Consider the following 21,591-nt stretch of genomic DNA (forward strand, 5'->3'; position numbering starts at 1 on the left):
CGCAGCGCGGTAGCAACCGATTGGCTGGAATAGGGGGCGCCGAGTATCATAAGAGAAAAACGCATTTAGCTTTGATCCTAAAAACAAAAGCCCCGATAAAATCGAGGCTTTGCTTCAATCAGTTGGGCTGTTTAGTCGTCACTCATCACACCTAAGATATGTAACAAACTGGTAAACAGGTTGTAGATATTCAGGTAGAGGGAAACCGTTGCCATCAGGTAGTTAGTCTCACCACCGTTAATAATGCGGCTGGTATCAAACAGGATAAAACCAGACATCAGCAACACAATGCCCGCACTTAAAGCCAGTGAGGCAGCAGGCATATGGAAGCCAAACATGGAGCCAACCATCAGGGCCAGTGCCACCATAACCAGAACGACTAAGCCGGTCATCAGGAAGCCACCCATAAAGCTAAAGTCTTTACGAGTCGTTAATACATAGCCCGAAAGAGAGAAGAAAACCAGAGCTGTGCCACCCAGGGCCTGCATCACAATTTCGCCGCCATTAGACATAGCGAGGTAGCGGTTCAGGGTTGGCCCCAAGGCTGCGCCCATCAATGCGGTAAAGGCAAATACAACATAGATACCGGATGAAGAGTTGGCGGCTTTAGGAAGAACGAACCAGATTAATACGATGGCGGCGATCATCATTATCATGCCAGCGCCGTAACCTACGTTCATCCACATGGATAGACCTGCGGTGATAGCACTGACCATCATTGTCATGGCCAACATCATATAGGTATTGCGAAGTACCTTATTGGTAGACAGTGCCGAATCAGCAGAACCTGACTGGGATGAAAAAACTGGATTGTCACGCATGTTATATCTCCATAGTGTGAACAGGGTTTTTAAATAGCTTTAACTGCTGCCCATCATAGCTGGATGCTCTTTAAAATCAAGACTTTGTGGGTATCTTAAGCTGGCGAAAGGGGTTCCATCGTAGTATCTGGTTGATGCGGACTGTTGGTGGCTTGGTTCGGTTCGTGATTTAAGACCAGAAAGGGTGCTGAAAGGGAAGGAAAATGGCGGTGGGGGAGCAAGTCACCCCCTGCTTTAGGCACCATTTTCCCTGCGTGTTAACGTGTTTACTGGTGTTACAGCCCGAATGGTTGGTTGTCAACGAATCAAAAATGTCTACGGTTTTGACTACTCTAAGCCACTTCAAAGCCTCCATAGCCATCAAACCCTCCATAACCCCTGGGCAGGTGGTCTAGGGGGGCTATGCCGTTTAGATATCTGGTGTTTGGGCTATAAAATTTATAAGTAGATTGGCCTGCCGTAAGATCAACCTCCCAAACACCTCCATTTTTCATAGGCCTTTGTTATTAAATGGCTTCGATAAGAAAATAGATTAAGACAGCGGCTAAGCACCCAATCAGCAATGCTTGCGCTTCACCCCTGCCAGTCCTAACAACGCCGTGCCAAACAACCATGCTGCTGCTGGAACAGGGACTGAACTGACATCGCCCGCGCGGACTGCCCAGCTATAGTGACTATACCACTTACCGTTGGTGTGCTGGTGGCCGTTATTGGTATTAAAGGCCAAGGCGTGACCAATATCAGGTGCGTACTCCTCACCTAACCAGTAAGCATCAGACTGCACGTTCACGAAACTCTGAGTGCCACCGCCGAGTGTTGCATCGGTAAAGCTGACATTGCCCAATATTGAAGTAGCTGCCGTATTACCCAAGTTGTTGTAAAACATATGACCCAGTTCGCCCGTGGTGACGTCGTAACCATATGTTGGTGAATTGCCAGCTGAAGCCAGGCGCCAATCATCATAACCACCATAACTTAACTGATCAGCCCAGGTTTTAGCCGCACCCCAACCCATTCGGCCATCGGCTTGTATATTGGTAGAACCTGAATGTGGACTACCTACGGCATTCGCCGCAGCATAACCAGAGGTGTATGCATAATTAGCATCCTGTAACCAGGTAATATTCAATACATCATCATAGATAAGACCATTGCCACGGTCATACAAGGCAGCATTGGCAGAAAGGGTGATTAATGACAGGCCCACTAGGGCTAAGGTATGTTTAAACATGAGGAAGGTTCCTTTTTTATTTTATAATTTTTTGTATTTTAAAATTTGCTATATAACTAAAGCTTGAGTTATCGATAACAGATAGCTTTGGCGATATATCACATTACTTTATTATAGGTTTTGATTTTTGCGCTTCACTCCAACTAGCCCTAACAACGCCGTGCCAAACAGCCACGCCGCCGCAGGAACAGGTACCGAACTGACATCGCCCGCGCGGACTGCCCAACTATAGCGACTACCATCCTTAAGGTCGACCTCCTGGGAGCCACGATAGGTATAGAAGGCCCGGGCGTGAAGATTAGTAGGCGCATACCCCACGCCGTCCCAATAATATCTACTATTCTGTAAGTTCACAATGCTTACGCTGGCGCCACTGTTACCATCAGTAAAGCTGCTGTTTGTAACACCATAACCTGATTGGAAGTTGCCATTGGTATCGTAACGACCCAGATTACCGAGGTTGTTATAAAACATATGACCCAGCTCACCAGTGGTGTTGTTAAAACCCATATCACAGCTACCATCATAGGCATAACAGGGGCTAGTGGGATTCATCAAATTCGCTGAAGCTAAGCGCCAATCATCTCCATCCCTCCTTCAGGGGTAGATTAACGAGAAAACTCACCTAAGTCATGGTGTTAAATTCGGGAGAAAAATCGCCATCATTAATTAAAAGATGAGAGCCAGGCACCTCTGTTGTTTTCAATCTTAGGTTTAACCAATAGTCATCAAGCTTATGTGAAAGCATTTTAGCGGCTTTAGTAGCGCTGGATGCAGACTTGGTTCTTAGTGATTGAACAATACGAGGCTTCGAATAAAAACATTTCAGATCAACAGGAACTGATCGGGAGAAGTAAAAGATATTATTTTTAATGAAGGTATATTTTGGATGCTTAAATGTCTTCAATTTTGTCAGGCGCTCCCCATGAGTTAACAAAAACTGTTTAACAAACAGAGACTTAAGAGACTTTGAAGACCTTAAATGGCGGTGGGGGAGAGATTCGAACTCTCGGAGGTATTACCCTCGCTGGTTTTCAAGACCAGTGCTTTCGGCCACTCAGCCACCCCACCAACGGGACGGAATTATACAGAGCTTAGCTGTTGAGACAAGGCTTTCCGGGGATTAAAAGCGTAACTAAGCCATTGTTTTTATGATCGTTATTTGATTTTTAAGGGCTTGACCGTTTTTGCAGCAGATTGCCGCTGTCATTTAGCTGTTGGGTAAAAAAAAGCCCAGCATATAGCTGGGCTTGATATTGATGCTTACGCGCTACGTTGCAGGCGAGGGTCGTTAGGGGCTCGCTCAGCTTTTGGCTTCGCCGGATCAGGAGCGGCGGCGGGAGCCGGTGCCTTGGGCGAGGTATCCAGTTGGGTTGTGGCGATATCGACTTCAGAGACAGCCTTCGGCGAGGTGCGAGGGTCATTGGCGGCACGGCCTACCGGTTTTTCCTGCACAGCAGGTGCTGGTTCAGGCTCAATAATAGGAGCAGGAGCAGGAGCAGGAGCAGGGGCTGGTTCTGCAACAGCCGCCGCTTCAGCTTCTTCTTTCGCTGTTTCTACCTTCGTTGTTTTTACCTTAGTCGTTTCTACGACGGGCTCAGCCACGGCCTCTTCAACTGCAGTGTCTTCGGTGACAGCTTCAGGTGAGGGAGTTGCTGTGACTGGTTCAGCGAGTGTCTCAGTTGGAGTTTCAACAACAGCTTCAACAACAGTTTCAGTAACAGCTTCTACAACTGGTGCAGTCTCAGTGACTTTTTCTGGTTGGGCTTCAACAGCAAATTCAACCGCAGGCTCGCTAGCTATTGGTGCTTCAAATGGTGCTTCAACAGCAGCAGCTTCGTCTTGATTGCTTGTTTTTGCTTTGTTTTCAGCGTTGCGCGGCCCGCGATTACGACGACGACCTGAATTGCGTGGTTTGCGATTCGAAGGACGGCGCTGCGGACGGTCACCATTATTCTCGTTGCTACCGTTAGAGTCAGAAGCTTCCCGCGGCTCATTTTTAGCATCGGACTTTTTGTCTTGCTTATTGTCCCTGACGCGATTGCGATCATTGCGCTCTTGACGTTCGCCACGATCTCCACGGTTATCATCACGACGGTTTCTGTTGCGATTTCTATTGCGATTTTGATTGCGACCCTGGCCCTGGCGGTTATCGCGCTGGTTATTGCGCTTACGCTGGGGTTTCTTCTGTTCAACAATTTCTTCTTCCTCGGCAGGGCTGCTAAAGAAGTTGATGATTTTGGCCAATAGGCCGATGCTTTCAGCTTTTGGCGCCGGTGCTTTTTCCGCAGCAGCGGCGGGAGCGGGTGCCTGGGGGGTAACACTCTGTACAGCCGCCTGCTGAACGGGGGCAGGAGGCTTTTCCTGACCTAGTACTTCTTCAGGTTGCTCGGTTTGTATCTTATAGCTTAGCTCTACATCTTTGCCGATCTCATCGTCCCGCAAACGCTGCACTTCAAAGTGCGGTGTTTCCAACTGGGGAATGGGGGCGATAACGACGCGGACTTTAGTGCGTTGTTCGATATCGTGAATAGGCTGGCGTTTTTCGTTTAATAGATACGAGGCCACGTTAACGGGAACCAGTGCACGAATCTCTGCGCTGCGGTCTTTGCTGGCGGCTTCTTCAACCAGGCGAAGAATAGACAGTGACAGTGATTTGGTATCGCGAATAGTGCCCTGGCCAGTACAGCGAGGACAAACCTTAGCGCTGGTCTCACCCAGTGATGGGCGCAGCCGCTGGCGTGACATTTCTAATAAGCCAAAGCGCGAGATGCGACCTACCTGCACTCGAGCGCGGTCGATGTTTAGCGCATCACGCATACGGTTTTCAATAGCGCGTTGGTTTTTGGCCGCATGCATATCAATAAAGTCGATAACCACCAGGCCGCCCATATCCCTTAAGCGTAGCTGGCGAGCAATTTCCTCGGCTGCTTCAAGGTTGGTTTGCAGGGCGGTTTCTTCGATATTGCCGCCTTTGGTGGCGCGAGCGGAGTTTATATCAATAGAAACCAGCGCTTCGGTAGGGTCGATAACAATAGAGCCACCGGAGGGTAGTTGAACTTCCCGCTGGAAGGCTGTCTCGATCTGGCTTTCGATTTGATAGCGGTTAAATAGGGGAACGGGATCGTCATAGTGACGAATACGATTTTGGTAATGGGGCATCACCTGGGTTACGAAGTTCAGGGCTTCGGTATAGGCGTCCTTATTATCAATCAGCACCTGGTCAATGTCTTCACGCAGGTAATCGCGAATAGCGCGGATAATGACGTTGCTTTCCTGTAATAGCAGGAAGGGGGCTTTGCGCTCTGCGGTAGCCTTTTGGATAGCTTCCCAGAGGTGTACCAGATAGTCCAAATCCCACTGTAGTTCTTCACCGCTGCGGCCTACACCGGCAGTACGGACAATAGCGCCCATGCCGTTAGGTACAGTAATGGAGTTTAATGCAGCTTTAAGTTCTGCACGCTCATCGCCTTCGATGCGACGAGAAATACCGCCAGCGCGAGGGTTGTTAGGCATCAATACCAGATAGCGACCAGCCAGGCTAACAAAAGTGGTTAGGGCTGCGCCCTTGTTGCCACGTTCTTCTTTGTCGACCTGAACAATAACTTCAGTACCTTCTTTAACTACGTCTTTGATCTTAAAGCGGCCACCGACATCTTGCGGTTGGCGATAAAAGTATTCACGGGCGATTTCTTTGAGTGGTAAAAAACCGTGGCGTTCTGAACCGAAGTCTACAAAAGCGGCTTCAAGGCTTGGCTCTACACGGGTGATAGTGCCTTTATAAACGTTTGATTTCTTTTGTACGCGGGTGCGGTTTTCGATATCCAGATCGTATAAGCGCTGACCGTCTACGAGGCCGACGCGCAACTCTTCAGGTTGAGTTGCATTGATAAGCATTCTTTTCATGGTGGAAACAAATCCTAAAGTAGCAGAGGATTTGCGCAATAACCGGTAACGGTCTTGGAAGGGGACGTCGAGCTGGTGCTATTTAGTATGGCCGCTGTGCCATTAAATACGTCATTAAATACATATTTTGGCCGGTATACGCAGTAATAACGGTACTTAGTACTCTTAATTTAGTACTAACCTCGCTATAATCGCCGCGCTTTTCAAAGGCTGGTCATTGTTGATGACATGCCACAAAGCTTTGCGGGCGTTTCTATTTAGCAAAAGTTCTGGTGAAGTAATGTTGGTTGAGCAGGGGGCATATTCATCAAAAGCCATGCTGTGTTACCAATTTAGTCATCCTGTTAGTGCTTAAGGTTTTAGCTTTAAGCCGGGATATTTATTTACGCTTCACCTGCGTCTCAAATTCAAAACTGTTTAAACGATGCTTGCGACATTTCGTCTGCATTGTTAATTAATTCACTTACTTTCAACTCTTATAATCAGTACCGGGTTTTCCAGTACAAGTATTAAGTAAGTGGACTGATAAAATTTTTATCTCGCGTCGCCCTGAAATGTTGGTATCTTTCAGAAAAAATAGCGGTAGCGGAACAACATTTGGTTTAGCGGTATTTCCTGCAACTTGATGTTTGGTTACGTGGTATCTTCCCGATTAGTAACTAAGAAGCCTGTTAATCGGATCGGCAACTGGCCGATAAAATGCAATAACCTTAGCGAGGAGGAAACCTGACCCAGCAAAATGTCGCTGGACTATAACAGGATTTACTATGTGTATCAATTACTTACAGCGGAAATTTAATGACTGATCTTTTTCACCCGGATAAGGCTGATAAGCCGCCTGTTAACAAGCCTGGCAATGGGGTCAGTTTTGTCGAGGTGACGGATGCTCATGCGGGTCAGCGCATAGACAATTTCCTGCTGCGGCACCTGAAAGGCGTGCCCAAATCCAAGATTTATCGCATTGTCCGCAAGGGTGAGGTACGGGTCAATAAAGGGCGAGTTAAAGCCGAGTATAAGCTCTGTGAAGGGGATGTCATCCGGGTTCCACCAGTGCGGGTTGCTGAGGAGAAAGCCCGGCAAGGGGTGTCAGAAAGTCTCCATCAGCTGCTAACGTCGTCGATCTTGTTTGAAGATGATCGTTTGATGGTGATCAATAAGCCTTCGGGCCTGGCAGTGCATGGGGGAAGTGGTATCAACCAGGGGTTAATAGAGGCACTGCGGGTAATGCGCCCGGAATTACGCTTTTTGGAGTTGGTGCATCGTTTGGATAGAGATACCTCGGGCTGCATTATGATTGCCAAAAAGCGCAGTATGCTGCGCTACCTCCACGAGCAGCTAAGGACCGGCAAGGTGGATAAGCGCTATTTGGCACTGGTGGCTGGCCGTTGGCCCAATCGTCGTAAGATAGTGACTGCAGCTTTATTAAAGAATACCCTGCGTTCCGGTGAGCGTATGGTCAATGTCTCCCCCGAGGGGAAAAAATCCACCACTGAGTTTGCCATTGTCGAGCGTTATCCCCAGGCAACGCTGGTTGAAGCCAAACCTATTACTGGTCGCACCCATCAAATCAGGGTTCATGCGCTGCATGTTGGCTGCCCTTTGTTGGGGGATGATAAATATGGCGACCAGCAGGCTTGCCAGAACTTCAAGAAGAAGGGTTTAAAGCGTTTATTTCTCCATGCGGCCAGTTTGCGCGTACCTATGCCTGAAGATGAAAAAGACTTGAATGTCAGCGCAGCCCTAAGCCCCGAATTACAATCTGTACTGGATAATCTACCTACCGAGTAAATCTTATGTTGTTTGTTTTTGATTGGGATGGAACCTTAATAGATTCCACGGATAAAATTGCCGGCAGTATGCAAAAGGCGATTGCCGATTTGGGGCTGCCTGAGCGGAGTATTGAAGAGACCAAAAGTATTATTGGTTTGGGGCTGCCAGAATCCGTGCGGACGCTTTTCCCCGGCCTCGATGAGGCGATGATTCCCGAGGTAACGGCGTCTTACTCCCGGCATTTTATTGCTGCCGATCAAAACCCCTGTGATTTTTTTCCCAATGTGGATGAAGTGTTGAAGCAGTTGCGTGCTGAGGGCCATTTGTTAGCGGTGGCAACGGGCAAGAGTCGCCGTGGTCTTAATCGTGTATTGGGCAATATGTCATTAACAGAGTTTTTTGATGGTAGTCGTTGCGCTGATGAAACGGCATCGAAGCCTAACCCGTTAATGCTGAATGAGCTTTTAGCAGAGTTAAAAGTGGATGTGGATTCTGCGGTGATGGTAGGGGATACCGATTTTGATTTGGGGATGGCAGCCAATGCCGGTATGAAAAGTATTGGGGTGAGTTATGGGGCTCATCCAGTTGAGCGTCTATTGCCCCATAAGCCAGATCGAATTATTGATCGCTTTGAGCAGTTGTTAGATTGGCACTAATCTATGGTATAGCAATCCTTTCGGTCTTTAGCATATCTATCAGCCTGATTAGTGGCAGACCCACCAGGCTATTAGGATCATCACCATTAAGCTTTTCAAACAAGCTAATCCCCAACCCTTCCATCTTAAAACTACCGGCACAGTCTAAAGGTTGCTCTGCGGCGATATAGCGTTCGATGGTTGCTTCATTTAATACCCTGAATTTGACTGAGAAGGGCTCAACACAGCTAAGCTGTTGCCCGGTTTTGCTATTGAGCAGGCTAAGGCCAGTATAAAAGGTGACAGTTTTACCGCTACAAGCACTCAGTTGAGCTTTGGCGTTTTCGTTATTACCAGGTTTGGTGAGAATGCGCTGCTCCAGGCTGGCCACTTGATCTGAGCCAATAATCAGGTGTTGCGGGTAATCAGCGGCCACCGCCTGGGCTTTCTGTTCCGCCAGCCTTTTTACTAGTGACTGCGGTGATTCATCGGGCAGGGCTGACTCATCAATATCAGGGCTGCTACAGCCAAAGTCTATGGCCAGTCGGCCCAGTAATTCCCTGCGGTAGGGGGAGCTTGATGCGAGGATGATGGGGAGCATAAAATGGCTCTATTGACCTGATTGTTAGCAAGATGGCGTGAATTGGTGGGATTATAGGTAGAAATCACTGATTTCCCTACAAAAATCGGTAATTACCAGTATTTTCCTTTGACAGTCCCAGCCTACAGCCCTATGATTGCGCGCTTATGTTGACCGCCCCCCTGCCAAGCCAGATTGATATCCGTAAATTGGTGGTGAAAGGTGCTGAAATCAGTGCTAATCCGCCGATTTCATCATTGCCTCGTATAGAGGATTTATTGGCTGAGGGTGATAGCGGTAAAGACAGCGAATTAGCGGTTAAGCTCCAGTTCTATATCGATGAAGAGCGCAAGCGCAGGGTAGACGGCCAGATTACCGGTACCGTTAATATGACCTGCCAACGTTGTCTGGAGCCAATGCCAGTTGCCGTTGATGTGCAATTTGAGTTGGGTATTGTCTGGTCCGAAGAGGATGCAGAGCGTTTACCCAAGTCATTAGAGCCGTTAATTGTTGGTGAAGAATTAGTTGATCTTGCGGACATAGTTTCGGAAGAGCTTATATTAAGTTTGCCCTATGTGAATTATCACGCACCGGCAGACTGCAAGCAGGATATAGGTTATAGCAGTGTTGACCCGAAGGTCGCCGAGGCGGTTGAAAAGGCCAGCACAGAGCAGGAAAAGGATAATCCTTTCCAGGTTTTAGAACAGTTAAAATTCGATAAGTAATTGCGTGATGCAATCACTAAGAAAGAGTAAGAGGAGTTAGGGCCATGGCCGTACAAAAGAGTAAAGTAACCCGTTCACGTCGCGGTCAGCGTCGTTCACACGATTCGCTAACCGGACCAACCTTGTCGGTTGATCCAGCCAGCGGTGAAACCCATCGTCGTCACCACGTATCAGCTGACGGTTTCTACCGTGGCAAGAAGGTTGTTGATACTCAAGACGACGAGTAATCACAGCTTTAAGTACCTTTAAATGGCTTCGCGCATACGCATAGCTATTGATTGTATGGGCGGGGACTTCGGTCTCCGCGTTTCTATCCCCGCCGCTGTAATATCCCTTTCCCAATTTTCCGATATTGATCTCACACTTGTGGGTGACCAGTCTGCTATCGAATCCGCTTTACCCAATGCTGAACGCAGTCGCTTAACGATTGTACATGCCCCTGATGTTGTCGAAATGTCAGACAAGCCTTCCCACGCCCTAAGAAAGAAATCTCAATCCTCAATGCGGCTGGCAATAGATTTGTTACAGCAAAAGCAAGTGGACGCGGTGGTGAGTGCGGGCAATACTGGTGCGTTAATGGCGATGGGTTGTTACGTACTAAAAACCTTGCCGGGTATTGATCGCCCGGCAATTTGTTCCGCTGTTCCCTCGACCACTGGTCATAGCTATTTATTAGATCTTGGCGCCAATGTGGACAGTAGTGCACAGCACTTGCATCAATTTGCGGTGATGGGTTCTGCTTTGGCTTGTGCGGTAGACGGCATTGAGCGTCCGCGAGTAGCGCTGCTTAATATTGGCGAAGAAGCGATTAAGGGTAATGAACAAGTAAAATTGGCCGATACATTGATTCAGGCCAATCAGCAACTAAACTATATCGGTTTTATAGAAGGTGATGGTTTGTTTGCCGCCAATGCCGATGTGATTGTTGCTGACGGTTTTGTTGGTAATGTGGCCTTAAAAGCCTGCGAGGGTACCGCTGGTTATATTTCAGCGATTTTAAATGACAGTTTTAAAGCGAGCTTGCTAAGTCGCCTTGCCGGTTTTTTTGCTTTGCCGGTACTGAAAAGAATTTATCAAAAACTGGATCCTGAACAGTATAATGGCGCCAGTTTTTTAGGCTTGCAGGGTGTAGTGGTTAAGAGTCATGGCAGCAGCAATGTAAAAGGTTTTGTACATGCGATTGAGCAGGCACGGTTGGAAGTCAGTAGCAATATGCTGGATATGATTGACCAGCAATTGGCTGCTTTATCAGAGAATTAAGTCCGTCATCCCCGCGAAGGCGGGGACCCAGTGCTGTTGATTTCCGCTTTAGCGGAAATAACAGCATAAGTATGCAGTCTGGGTCCCTGCCTTCGCGGGGACGACGGGTGTTTTTTGTTTTTAAGAAAGGATAAATAATCGATGAGTGATCAAACACTTGCCTTTGTCTTTCCCGGTCAGGGCTCTCAAAAAGTCGGTATGTTAGCGCAGATTGCCGAGCAGCATACTGTAGTTAAAGAAACCTTTGCCGAAGCATCAGATGCCCTGGGTTATGACCTGTGGGATATGATTCAAAACGGTGAACAGGAACAATTAAACCTTACCGAAAGAACTCAGCCCATTTTGTTAACTTCCAGTGTTGCACTATGGCGTGTTTGGGGACAGCAGGGTGGTGCGCAGCCAGCCATGATGGCCGGTCATAGTTTGGGTGAGTTTTCTGCTTTGGTCTGTGCCGGTAGTTTAGCTTTTTCAGATGCAGTAACCCTGGTACGTGATCGCGGTCAGTTTATGCAAACAGCTGTGCCAGTTGGTGAAGGCGCTATGGCAGCTGTGTTGGGTCTTGATGATGAAGTGATTATTGATATCTGCCAGCAAAGCGGTGCAGAGGCGGTTAACTTTAACTCGCCAGGCCAGGTGGTTATTGCCGGTAAAGTAGCCGCGGTAGATCAAGCGATTGAGTTATTAAAAGAAGCTGGCGCAAAAAGAGCGATGCCACTTCCTGTAAGCGCACCTTTCCATACCTCGTTGATGCGTCCAGCTGGCGAAAAGCTGGCGGAAAAAGTGGCTGAGTTAGCTGTAAGCGCTCCGGTAATTCCAGTCGTTCATAATGTGCATGCACAGACTGAAACCGACCCGGAAAAAATCAAAGCCTTATTAGTTGAACAAATTTATAGCCCGGTTAAATGGACTAGCTGTATCCAGACTATGGCGTCAGCCGGTATTAGTAATACTCTTGAGTGTGGCCCGGGCAAAGTGCTGGGCGGTTTAAGTCGTCGTATCGACCGCTCATTAACCAGTTTTAGTATTGAAGACCCCGCCGGTTTAGAAAAAGCCATAGCAGAATTTAAATAAATTATTGGAGATAAAAATGTCGGATAAAGTTGCATTAGTGACAGGGGCAAGTCGCGGTATCGGTCAAGCCATTGCAAAACAGTTAGGTGCTGACGGTTTTACCGTTGTTGGTACTGCGACCACAGAAAGTGGTGCAGAAAAAATCAGTGCCTATATGACGGAGGCGGGTGTTGCTGGCGAAGGTATGATGCTTAATGTTTCGGATGCGGATTCAGTGGCGTCGGTATTAAAGGCTATTGCTGATAAATACGCTGCACCTACCGTGTTGGTTAACAATGCAGGCATCACCGGAGACAACCTGCTGATGAGAATGAAGGAAGACGAGTGGGATAATGTGATGGCCACTAATTTGACCTCCATTTTCCGTCTTTCAAAGGCCTGTGTTCGCGGTATGTCGAAAGCGCGCTGGGGCCGGATTATTAATATCAGCTCAGTTGTGGGTTCTATGGGGAATGCCGGTCAGTCCAACTATGCCGCCACTAAGGCCGGTATGGAGGGTTTCTCCCGCTCACTGGCTAAAGAATTAGGCGCCCGCAGCATTACCGTTAACTCAGTAGCACCGGGTTTTATCGATACCGATATGACTAAAGAGCTGCCTGATGAGAATAAAAACCTGATGCTTTCGCAGATCCCTTTGTCCCGTCTGGGGCAGCCAGAAGAGATCGCGGGGGTGGTTGGTTTCCTTGCCAGTGACGCTGGAGGCTATATTACCGGTGAGACCATCCATGTTAATGGCGGCATGTATATGGGTTAAGCTTTTGAAATATATGGATTTTTATTTTTTTCAATAGATTTAATCAAGGTTTTTTAGAAAACCGTGGTACACAGCGGATAAAATCGAGTAAAATGCCCGCCGAAAATCAATAGTAATACCTATGATAAGTTTTACTCACTATGATTTGGTTTTTGTGGATGAAAGCTTAAACAATATTGAACAATCTATAGAGCTATTTATAGCTACACAACAGGAGTCGATTACGACCATGAGCAGCATTGAAGAACGCGTAAAGAAAATTGTTGCAGAGCAACTAGGTGTTAAAGAAGACGAAGTACAGACCTCAGCCTCTTTTGTAGATGATCTGGGTGCAGATTCACTAGACACCGTTGAATTGGTAATGGCTCTGGAAGAAGAATTCGAAACTGAAATTCCTGATGAAGAAGCCGAGCAAATTACTACTGTTCAGTTGGCTGTCGACTACATCAACAAAAACCTGGGTTAACCCCTTCATCTGCGTTGCAGAGATAAGAGCTAAACCTTTTAAAAAGCCGTTCTATTTTTAATAGAGCGGCTTTTTGTTATCCGGTTTTTGTCACAGGTCGCTCTTAGTGGTTAAATAAGTATTATCGTTAGTGGTCTTTTGTACCGCACAGTCGCATAGGAGGCAGTAGTGTCAAAACGAAGAGTTGTAGTCACTGGTTTGGGTTTAATAACGCCAGTGGGGAATGATGTAAAAACCAGTTGGCAAAATATCGTTAATGGTGAAAGCGGCATCGGTCCACTGGAACAGTTTGATGTCTCTGCCTACAGCACACGCTTTGGCGGTTCGGTAAAGGGTTTTGACGTTACTGAATATATGAGTGCCAAAGACGCCCGTAAAATGGACGCCTTTATTCAATATGGAATGGCAGCGGGTATTCAGGCGATTGAAGATTCTGGCCTGCAGGTCACCGAAGAAAATGCCGGTCGTATTGGTGTGGCTATCGGTTCTGGTATCGGTGGCGTTAGTTATATTGAAGAAAATTATCAAAAGCTGATTAATAGCGGCCCCAGAAAAATATCCCCGTTTTTTGTTCCCGGTACTGTGATTAATATGGTGGCGGGCAACCTTTCCATTAAATATGGTTTGCAAGGTCCCAACTTTGCAATTACCACGGCCTGTACCACAGGTACCCATAATATTGGTCATGCTGCCCGCGTTATTGCCTATGGCGATGCTGATGCAATGGTGGCCGGTGGTTCTGAAATGTCTTCTACGCCTTTGGGGTTGGGTGGCTTTGCAGCCGCCCGCGCCTTATCAACCCGCAATGATGATCCGCAGCGGGCTAGCCGCCCCTGGGATAAAGACCGCGATGGTTTTGTATTGTCTGATGGTGCCGGTATGCTGGTGCTGGAAGAGTATGAAGCGGCCAGGGCTCGCGGCGCTACTATTTATGCCGAGTTGGTAGGTTTTGGTATGAGCGGTGATGCTTATCATATGACATCACCCCCGGAAGATGGTCGGGGTGCTGCCTCGTCCATGCGCAATGCGATTCAGGATGCGGGAATTAATCCCGAACAGTTAAATTATATTAATGCACACGGTACTTCCACCCAGGCTGGTGATGTAGCAGAAAGCAAAGCGGTAGAGTCAGTATTGGGTGATGCGGCCAATAGCGTGGCAGTGAGTTCAACTAAATCTATGATCGGTCATTTGTTGGGTGCTGCCGGTGCGGTTGAGGCAGTTTTTTCCGTGTTGGCCATTCGTGACCAGGTAGCTCCGCCAACGATTAATTTAGATAATCCTGACGAAGGTTGTAACCTCAATTATGTACCGCACACAGCACAGGAAATGACTATTAATTATGCCTTATCCAATTCCTTTGGTTTTGGTGGAACGAATGGCAGTTTGCTGTTTGGCAAATGTGACTAGATGATTGCCTATGCCTATTAATGCGCTGGTTAATGGTAGTTTTTCGACATCTATTGATATTAACGATAGAGGTCTTGCCTATGGTGACGGCCTTTTTGAGACAATAAAAATAAATCAGGGTAGTCCGGAGTTTTTGTCTCTTCATATACAGCGACTGCAACAGGGTTGTTCACGTCTCGGTATTCACTGTGACTTGCAGGCTATAGAGCGCGATATAGAAAAACTTCTGCCGTCAGTTGCTGGTAAAAACACGGTCTTAAAGATTATTGTTACAAGAGAGTCAAAGGGTAGAGGCTATAAGCCCGATGCCAGTGCAGCTTCTAACCGAATACTTTCGGTTGAGCCTGTGACTAACGATTACACCGCTGAACATAAACAAGGTATAGCCGTTAGGCTTTGCAATACCAGGCTGGGTATTAATCCTCAATTGGCAGGCATCAAACATTTATCGCGCCTGGAGAATGTGCTTGCCCGCGGTGAGTGGAGTGATAGTGCTATTGCCGAAGGTTTTATGTTAGATGCTGATGGCCGTTTAGTTGAAGGCACTATGTCGAATATTTTTATGGTTAAAGACAACACTCTGTTAACACCAAACCTGCACCGCTGTGGTGTCGACGGTGTGATGCGCCAGGTGGTTATTCATCAACTAGCTCCAGAGCTAAAGTTAAATGCTACTACTGCTGATTTGACCATGGAGGATATTTATCAGGCTGCGGAAGTTTTTATCTGTAATAGTTTGATGGGGGTTGTGCCGGTAGTAGCTATAGGTTGTCACACAAAAAATATTGGTACTATCACTCGATCATTGCAACAGGCCTTGCTGCAAGCGAGTCATATCAATGCCTAAGATGCTAAGCAAGGTGCTTGTCTTTTTAGTGCTGGCTGCGGTTGTGGTGTTGAGCCTGGCTTATATGCAAATGCAGCGTTATTTAACGACCCCGCTACCCATTCCACAAGGTGGTGTGGAATATACGCTGGCAAAAGGCGGCTCACTAAATGCAATGGCTTATAGCCTGTCTAATAAAGGCTTGCTAACATCGCCGCGTTGGTTGATTGCCTATAGCCGCTTAAGTGCGCGCGGCCAAGTCATTAAAGCGGGTGATTACTGGCTCGATGAAGGTTTAACACCGTTAACCCTGTTGGATAAACTGGAGCAGGGGGATGTACGTTACTATCAGCTTACTTTGGTTGAGGGCTGGAATCTTACCCAGGTATTAGCCGCGCTACGTTCGCAGCCGAAACTTAAACAAACGATTGCCAGTGATGCTACAACGATTCAGGCATCTGACCTCGGTATTGAGGTTCCCTATGAGCGGCTTGAAGGTTTGCTGTTCCCGGATACTTACCGTTACCACAGCGATACCACGGATGTGGAACTGTTGCGCCAATCCTATACCCAGTTGCAAGATTTTCTGGCAGCACAGTGGGAAAAAAGAGCGAATAACTTACCTTATAAAACGTCTTATGAGGCGCTGATTATGGCGTCACTGATTGAAAAAGAAACCGGTGTGGCCAATGAGCGCCCTGAGATTGCCGGAGTGTTTGTGCGCCGCTTGCAAAAACGAATGCGTCTGCAGACGGACCCCACTATTATTTATGGCTTAGGTGCCAGCTTTGATGGCAACCTGCGCAGCCGGCATTTAAAAGATGCCAGCAATCTTTATAATACTTACCGTCACCCAGGGCTAACGCCAACACCGATTGCCCTGGCGGGTGCTGAAGCGATAATGGCAGCCCTGCATCCTAAAGACGGCACCTCACTTTATTTTGTGGCCAAGGGTGATGGCAGCCATTACTTTTCAGATACACTGGAAGAGCACCAAAAGGCCGTTAGGAAATACCAGATAGAACAGCGCAGAAAAAACTATTCATCCGCGCCCCCAAAAAATAACGCAGGTTAACCGGAGATAGGCTTGTCATCGAATAGAGGTTTATTTATTACCATCGAAGGTGGTGAAGGCGTAGGGAAGTCCACCAATATTGATTTTATTGCCCGGCGCCTAAAGCAGCAGGCTATTCCCTTTATCCTGACCCGCGAACCTGGCGGCACACCACTGGCTGAAGATATTCGCCAGTTGTTGTTAACCCCCAGGGAAGAAGGTGTTGCAGAAAATACCGAGTTACTGCTTATGTTCGCGGCTCGCGCCCAACATATTGCCGAAGTGATTGAGCCTGCACTGGCTAGGGGTGAATGGGTAGTCTGCGACCGTTTTACCGATGCGACTTTTGCCTATCAAGGCGGTGGTCGTGGTATACCTATGGCCAAGATCGCCGACCTTGAGCAATGGGTACAAGGTGACTTAAGACCAGATTTCACCGTGCTGCTTGATGCTCCGGTTGAGGTTGGGATGTCTCGCGCCAGCCAGCGGGGAGCGCTGGATCGGTTTGAACAAGAGCAGAAAGTTTTTTTTGAAAGTGTTCGGGAAGCCTATTTGGCCATGTCAGAAAAACATGCCAGCCGCTACAGAGTGGTTGATGCCAGCCAGACTCTGGATAGGGTACAGGAATCTCTATCAACGGTTATTGATGAAATGATTGCAAAAGGTAAGGCTTAATGGATCATGCAGAGAGTGCAATCACCATCAAGCTTCCCTGGCAGGAGCAGCAATGGCAGCGCATCGATGACTTATTTCAAAATAAGAAACTGCCCCATGCCTTGTTATTGGCTGGCCCCAACGGTGTAGGCAAGCAGCGCTTTGCCCTGGCCCTGGCCCAGTACTTTATGTGTGAGTCGCCCAGTCAGGGAATGGCCTGTGGCCAGTGCCGTCAATGTGGTTTCAATTTGGCCGGTACACACCCGGACCTAAAGTGGGTGGCCCCGGAAGAGAAAGCCAGGCAAATCAAAATCGACCAGGTTCGTGGCCTGGTTGAAGCCCTTGGGCAAACAGCGCAGCAGGGAGGCTATAAAATTTGTGTGCTTTCGCCTGCTGAAGCGATGAATATTAACTCGGCCAATGCCTTGTTAAAGAGCCTTGAAGAACCGACGGCTAATACGTTGTTATTACTGCTGACCGATGCCCCAAGCCAGTTGCTCCCAACCATCCGCTCCCGCTGCCAAACAGTTAACTTTCCACTGCCGTCAGCAGAGCAGAGTTTGGCCTGGTTAAATACCCTGGTGCCTTCACATACATCGGTTGACGAATTGTTATACGAAGCAGCAGGCCGTCCCCTGGCGGCTCTGGAATTACTGGAAAACGAGGGGCTGGAACGGCTACAGCAATTAAATAAAGATTATTTGGCTCTGGTATCCGGGCGCATCTCAGCCCTTAGCCTGGCGGAAAAATGGCTGGATCATGAATTGGGCGATATTCTGGCCTGGCTTTCAAGGCAGCTCTCTCGCCTGATCTCGGGACGCGTTGCAGGTACCGCGGATATCAGCGATGCCTGGCAGCAGCTTGCGGCCAAGACTGAGCCGCAGAATTTATTTAAGCTGTTAGATAGCGTTAACCAGCTAACTAACAGTCTTAATAGGGGGGCAAACCCCAATCGCCAGCTGGCTCTGGAAGAATTGTTGCTGGAAAGTTGTGAAAAATTTTACAATTAGAGCGCTCTTTAAAGATGGTGAATCAGCCACTAAGGGACTATTCTTAACTCACTTGGTTTAACAAATAATGAGTTTCAACGGAGTTTGACACTGGAATGAATACGGCTAGTGCGCCACAAGGTGCAAGAAATGGCATACTTTCCCTGACTATTAAAGATAAGGCCGTGCTTTACGCTGCCTATATGCCGTTTCTGGTTAATGGTGGTTTGTTTATTCCCACCAATAAGCCGTACAAAATCCATGATGAGGTCTTTATGTTGTTGAACTTAATGGATGAGCCGGAAAAAATCCCTGTGGCCGGTAAGGTTGTTTGGGTGACTCCTCGCGGTGCCCAAGGTAATAGAGCGGCAGGAATCGGTGTGCAGTTTAATGGTCAGGATGAAACGGCTAATAATAAAATTGAAAATTATTTGGCTGGCTCTTTAGAGTCTGACAGGCCGACACATACGATGTAACCCTCCATTCTCCCAAAGCACGCCATTGCCTTAAACTTTTCGTTATTCCCGCCTTCGCGGGAATGACGGAAAACGGGAATGACAAAACCCATTGAGAAAACACTACCACTGAGAAAATGATGTTTGTAGATTCCCATTGCCATTTAGACCGTCTGGACCTGACACCCTATGACGGAGACCTCACTGCGGCGATTGACGCAGCCAAAAGTCGGGGCGTTGACCGAATGCTGTGCATAGGCATAGATATGGGTAATGCTAAAGCCGTTGTTGATATAGCGAGCCGCTACGAAGGTATCAATGCCTCGGTAGGTGTACACCCTATGGATGTGAATGACAGTCTGGTCAATATTGATGAATTGCGAACTTTGGCCCTGTCGCCAGAGGTTGTGGCTATTGGCGAGACAGGATTGGATTATTACTACACCAAGGAAAGCGCCGAGCTGCAGCGTGAGAGCTTTGCCTTACACCTAAAGCTATCCAGCGAGTTGGGAAAGCCCGTAATAGTACATACCCGCGATGCCCGTGACGATACGATATCGATAATCCGCCAACATGGTGATAGCGCAGTGGCGGGTGTATTGCACTGTTTTACTGAGAGCTGGGAAATGGCGTCGCAGGCTTTGGATGAAAATTACTATATCTCGTTTTCAGGCATTGTCACTTTCAAAAATGCAGCAGCATTACGTGAAGTGGCTAAGAAAGTACCGCTGGACCGCATCTTGATTGAAACCGACTCTCCCTATTTGGCGCCCATGCCTTATAGAGGTAAAAAAAATGAACCCAAATATGTGGTAGAGGTTGCTGAGTGTATTGCAGAACTTAGAGGCTTGGCGGTAGAAGAGGTTGCAGAAATTACCTCAACTAATTTCGACAAGTTATTCTTTAGCCGTTAAGAAAAAAGATTCGGAATACACTGAAAGTGACTCATTTTTTATTTTTTTTACTGTCTGTTGCCGTCAGCAAACGCTCAATCCGATCCAGCTTTTCTTCCATGCTGGCAAGTCGTTCCTCGTTATTGTTCTTCCCGGCTTTAGAGATAAAAAATACAGAAATATTAGCGGTGATCATAGAGAGCAGACCAATCCCAAGTAAAATAAGAAAGCCCCCCAGTATCCTGCCCGTTGGGCTGCTTGGAACTATATCGCCATAGCCCACAGTGGTTGCCGTTACCCAGGCCCACCAAATGCCATCAGCGGGGCTGGTAATACTCGGGTCCACTCCGGCGATTAAATAGCCTGCAACAATAATAAACAGGGTGCTGACAAAAAGTGTAGCTCCAAGGTGGTTTCTGGAAAGAATAACCCTGAGACTAGTGGATAACTGCAGCACCAGGCTGATAAAGATCAGCAGACGCAATGAGCGTAGAGCGACAATATAAGGACTCTGTAGCCATATCACAGGAATGCCACATACAATAATAACCAGATTGAGCCAGTTGTTTTTTAAATAGAATGCTTTGTCATTGACGAGTAGGGTAAGCAGGCTGGTTTCGATAACGAAAAACCCCCAAATGCACCAATCGAGCAATTCACTATAAGCAGCTGCCTGATTCTTTGACTCCCAGTACCAGGCGACAACAATCCACAAAGCGACCAGTATCAAGGGAATCTCAAGACGTTTGGCCCATTGTTTAGCGGCGGCATTCTCGCTGTCATCTACACCGCTTAATCCAATCCAGTCGTGAAAGCGTTTATCAGTCATATGGGGGTGCCCAGTAGCAGCCTGGTTTGTCGTTAGCTTAAATCCTAGCATAGTGCAGTTCGAGTGGCTTGTCGGCTAGTTAAAGCATGTTACTGATTAGGCAGCGGTTTTAATGTTTAGGGGGCTTGTGTACCATGAGCCGTGATCGGCAAATGAAGAATGTCCTATGGGCGAGTTTTTTTACGGTGTGATAGAGGGCTTTTATGGTCGCCAGTGGTCCTGGCAGATCAGGAAGGATTACGCCCTGTTTTTAAAGCAGTATGGTTATGACTGCTATATCTATGCACCGAAAGGCGATGCTTTCTTAAGAGGGCGTTGGCGCGAAACCCACCAGCAATCAGTGTTGGATGAGTTAAGTGGTCTGTCCAGCCATTATCACTCTCATCAATTGCGCTGGGGTTTGGGGCTTTCTCCCCTGGGGTTAGGTGAGTCTTATACAGCCAGTGATAAACGTCAGCTCGTTGAGAAGGTTAAGTGCCTTAATGAGTTATCCCCGGACCTGCTTTGTATTCTGTTTGATGATATTCGTGGCGATATTGATGGCCTGGCGGCCAGGCAGCTTGAAATTACCTCGGATATTATCGAGGCGAGTACTGCGTCACAGTATATTGTGTGTCCCACTTACTATTCATCAGACCCTGTGTTGGAACAGGTATTCGGTTCCATGCCAGTGGGCTACCTTGAGCAATTAGGTGCAGGGCTGCCCGATGATGTGGGCGTGTTCTGGACGGGTGAGCGGGTAATCTCTTCACAATATACCGCTGAAGAGATCGAGCCTGTGGCGGACCGGTTGCAGCGCAAACCGGTGATTTGGGATAACTACCCCGTCAATGATGGCAGGCTTACCAGTGATCACCTGCATATTCGCCCTTACACCGGCCGTCATTTTGAGATGGCAGATTGGTGTCAGGGCCATCTGGTAAATCCAATGAACCAGCCTTGCCTGTCGCAACTTCCTTTACAGACCCTGCAAGCTGTATATCGGCAACAGGCTGCGTATAATCCCCGTCTTGCCCTTGAGCAGAGCCTGGCATCGTTAGAGAATAATGAGTTGGCCGCGTTACTTGCCGGTGATATTGATTTGTTTCAGGATGAAGGCTTGTCGAGCCTGTCAGAAAGTCAGCTACAGGAAAAGCGTCGCCGCTATCAGTCCATCAGGCACCCTGTAGCTGAAGAAGTGGCTGACTGGCTAGGCGGTGGCTACCGTTTTGACCCTGATTGCTTAACTGGATAGCCCTCCAACTAATAATGATTGAAAACAC

Annotated in this window: 23 protein-coding genes and 1 tRNA gene; 16 read left to right on the forward strand and 8 right to left on the reverse strand. The window is 47.8% G+C overall.

Annotated features, from left to right (window positions below):
• Positions 1 to 131: 131 nt before the first annotated feature.
• The 6 genes from P8H32_RS07345 to rne form a co-directional block, all read right to left on the reverse strand.
• On the reverse strand, positions 132 to 821 hold the full coding sequence (locus tag P8H32_RS07345; RefSeq protein WP_297292924.1) for a Bax inhibitor-1/YccA family protein: 690 nt from the start codon (positions 819 to 821) through the stop codon (positions 132 to 134).
• 556 nt (positions 822 to 1,377) lie between these two features.
• Positions 1,378 to 2,052, reverse strand: a complete 675-nt coding sequence (locus tag P8H32_RS07350) for a VPLPA-CTERM sorting domain-containing protein (protein WP_301088993.1) — start codon at positions 2,050 to 2,052, stop codon at positions 1,378 to 1,380.
• 111 nt (positions 2,053 to 2,163) lie between these two features.
• A complete protein-coding gene (locus tag P8H32_RS07355; protein ID WP_301088994.1) occupies positions 2,164 to 2,607 on the reverse strand; it encodes a VPLPA-CTERM sorting domain-containing protein in 444 nt (147 codons plus the stop codon).
• Positions 2,608 to 2,677: 70 nt separating this feature from the next.
• Positions 2,678 to 2,989, reverse strand: coding sequence for a DUF6538 domain-containing protein (locus P8H32_RS11150; RefSeq protein WP_367279176.1), 312 nt, complete (start codon positions 2,987 to 2,989; stop codon positions 2,678 to 2,680).
• 46 nt (positions 2,990 to 3,035) lie between these two features.
• Positions 3,036 to 3,123: transfer RNA gene (locus P8H32_RS07360), tRNA-Ser, on the reverse strand.
• Between the two features lie 192 nt (positions 3,124 to 3,315).
• A complete protein-coding gene (rne, locus tag P8H32_RS07365) occupies positions 3,316 to 5,958 on the reverse strand; it encodes a ribonuclease E (protein WP_301088996.1) in 2,643 nt (880 codons plus the stop codon).
• 798 nt (positions 5,959 to 6,756) lie between these two features.
• On the opposite strand from rne, the gene rluC reads away from it, so the two are divergent.
• Together rluC and P8H32_RS07375 are read left to right on the forward strand one after the other, a co-directional pair.
• Entirely contained in the window at positions 6,757 to 7,746 is a 990-nt protein-coding gene (gene rluC, locus P8H32_RS07370; RefSeq protein WP_297291104.1) for a 23S rRNA pseudouridine(955/2504/2580) synthase RluC, read from the forward strand.
• Positions 7,747 to 7,751: 5 nt separating this feature from the next.
• Complete coding sequence (locus P8H32_RS07375) at positions 7,752 to 8,384, forward strand: HAD-IA family hydrolase (protein WP_297291103.1); 633 nt, start codon at positions 7,752 to 7,754, stop codon at positions 8,382 to 8,384.
• A gap of 1 nt (position 8,385) precedes the next feature.
• Here P8H32_RS07375 and P8H32_RS07380 read toward each other — a convergent pair whose 3' ends face one another.
• Positions 8,386 to 8,964 (reverse strand): nucleoside triphosphate pyrophosphatase, encoded by a 579-nt coding sequence (locus tag P8H32_RS07380; RefSeq protein ID WP_297291102.1) that lies wholly within the window; start codon positions 8,962 to 8,964, stop codon positions 8,386 to 8,388.
• A gap of 146 nt (positions 8,965 to 9,110) precedes the next feature.
• Between P8H32_RS07380 and P8H32_RS07385 the strand changes: the two genes are divergently transcribed.
• From P8H32_RS07385 to P8H32_RS07445, 13 genes are all read left to right on the forward strand, one after another.
• A complete protein-coding gene (locus P8H32_RS07385) occupies positions 9,111 to 9,668 on the forward strand; it encodes a YceD family protein (RefSeq protein WP_297291101.1) in 558 nt (185 codons plus the stop codon).
• Between the two features lie 44 nt (positions 9,669 to 9,712).
• Complete coding sequence (gene rpmF / locus P8H32_RS07390; protein ID WP_297291100.1) at positions 9,713 to 9,895, forward strand: 50S ribosomal protein L32; 183 nt, start codon at positions 9,713 to 9,715, stop codon at positions 9,893 to 9,895.
• 22 nt (positions 9,896 to 9,917) lie between these two features.
• The gene (gene plsX / locus P8H32_RS07395) at positions 9,918 to 10,928 is read left to right on the forward strand and encodes a phosphate acyltransferase PlsX (protein WP_301088999.1); all 1,011 of its coding nucleotides are present in this window, start codon (positions 9,918 to 9,920) and stop codon (positions 10,926 to 10,928) included.
• Between the two features lie 141 nt (positions 10,929 to 11,069).
• Positions 11,070 to 11,999: an ACP S-malonyltransferase gene (fabD, locus tag P8H32_RS07400; protein ID WP_297291098.1), complete on the forward strand. Its 930-nt coding sequence runs from the start codon at positions 11,070 to 11,072 to the stop codon at positions 11,997 to 11,999.
• A 16-nt stretch (positions 12,000 to 12,015) separates the two neighbouring features.
• Positions 12,016 to 12,753, forward strand: a complete 738-nt coding sequence (gene fabG, locus P8H32_RS07405) for a 3-oxoacyl-ACP reductase FabG (protein ID WP_297291097.1) — start codon at positions 12,016 to 12,018, stop codon at positions 12,751 to 12,753.
• Between the two features lie 229 nt (positions 12,754 to 12,982).
• Entirely contained in the window at positions 12,983 to 13,219 is a 237-nt protein-coding gene (gene acpP, locus P8H32_RS07410; protein ID WP_297291108.1) for an acyl carrier protein, read from the forward strand.
• A gap of 168 nt (positions 13,220 to 13,387) precedes the next feature.
• Positions 13,388 to 14,629: a beta-ketoacyl-ACP synthase II gene (fabF, locus tag P8H32_RS07415; protein ID WP_301089000.1), complete on the forward strand. Its 1,242-nt coding sequence runs from the start codon at positions 13,388 to 13,390 to the stop codon at positions 14,627 to 14,629.
• 10 nt (positions 14,630 to 14,639) lie between these two features.
• Positions 14,640 to 15,476 carry an aminodeoxychorismate lyase gene (gene pabC, locus P8H32_RS07420; protein ID WP_301089002.1) on the forward strand — a complete coding sequence of 279 codons (837 nt, stop codon included), beginning with the start codon at positions 14,640 to 14,642 and terminating at the stop codon, positions 15,474 to 15,476.
• On the forward strand, positions 15,469 to 16,530 hold the full coding sequence (gene mltG / locus P8H32_RS07425) for an endolytic transglycosylase MltG (protein WP_297291094.1): 1,062 nt from the start codon (positions 15,469 to 15,471) through the stop codon (positions 16,528 to 16,530). Before pabC ends, mltG begins: the two co-directional genes overlap by 8 nt.
• A 12-nt stretch (positions 16,531 to 16,542) precedes the next feature.
• On the forward strand, positions 16,543 to 17,184 hold the full coding sequence (gene tmk / locus P8H32_RS07430; RefSeq protein ID WP_297291093.1) for a dTMP kinase: 642 nt from the start codon (positions 16,543 to 16,545) through the stop codon (positions 17,182 to 17,184).
• Positions 17,184 to 18,173, forward strand: a complete 990-nt coding sequence (locus P8H32_RS07435) for a DNA polymerase III subunit delta' (RefSeq protein ID WP_297291092.1) — start codon at positions 17,184 to 17,186, stop codon at positions 18,171 to 18,173. Before tmk ends, P8H32_RS07435 begins: the two co-directional genes overlap by 1 nt.
• A gap of 95 nt (positions 18,174 to 18,268) precedes the next feature.
• A complete protein-coding gene (locus P8H32_RS07440; RefSeq protein ID WP_297291091.1) occupies positions 18,269 to 18,628 on the forward strand; it encodes a PilZ domain-containing protein in 360 nt (119 codons plus the stop codon).
• Between the two features lie 119 nt (positions 18,629 to 18,747).
• On the forward strand, positions 18,748 to 19,521 hold the full coding sequence (locus P8H32_RS07445) for a TatD family hydrolase (protein ID WP_297291107.1): 774 nt from the start codon (positions 18,748 to 18,750) through the stop codon (positions 19,519 to 19,521).
• Between the two features lie 31 nt (positions 19,522 to 19,552).
• Here P8H32_RS07445 and P8H32_RS07450 read toward each other — a convergent pair whose 3' ends face one another.
• Positions 19,553 to 20,329 (reverse strand): ion channel, encoded by a 777-nt coding sequence (locus tag P8H32_RS07450; protein ID WP_301089003.1) that lies wholly within the window; start codon positions 20,327 to 20,329, stop codon positions 19,553 to 19,555.
• Between the two features lie 166 nt (positions 20,330 to 20,495).
• On the opposite strand from P8H32_RS07450, the gene P8H32_RS07455 reads away from it, so the two are divergent.
• Entirely contained in the window at positions 20,496 to 21,563 is a 1,068-nt protein-coding gene (locus P8H32_RS07455; protein ID WP_297291089.1) for a beta-N-acetylglucosaminidase domain-containing protein, read from the forward strand.
• Positions 21,564 to 21,591: the final 28 nt, after the last annotated feature.

This window comes from Oceanicoccus sp. (assembly GCF_029238675.1).
GTDB lineage: Bacteria > Pseudomonadota > Gammaproteobacteria > Pseudomonadales > Dasaniaceae > Oceanicoccus.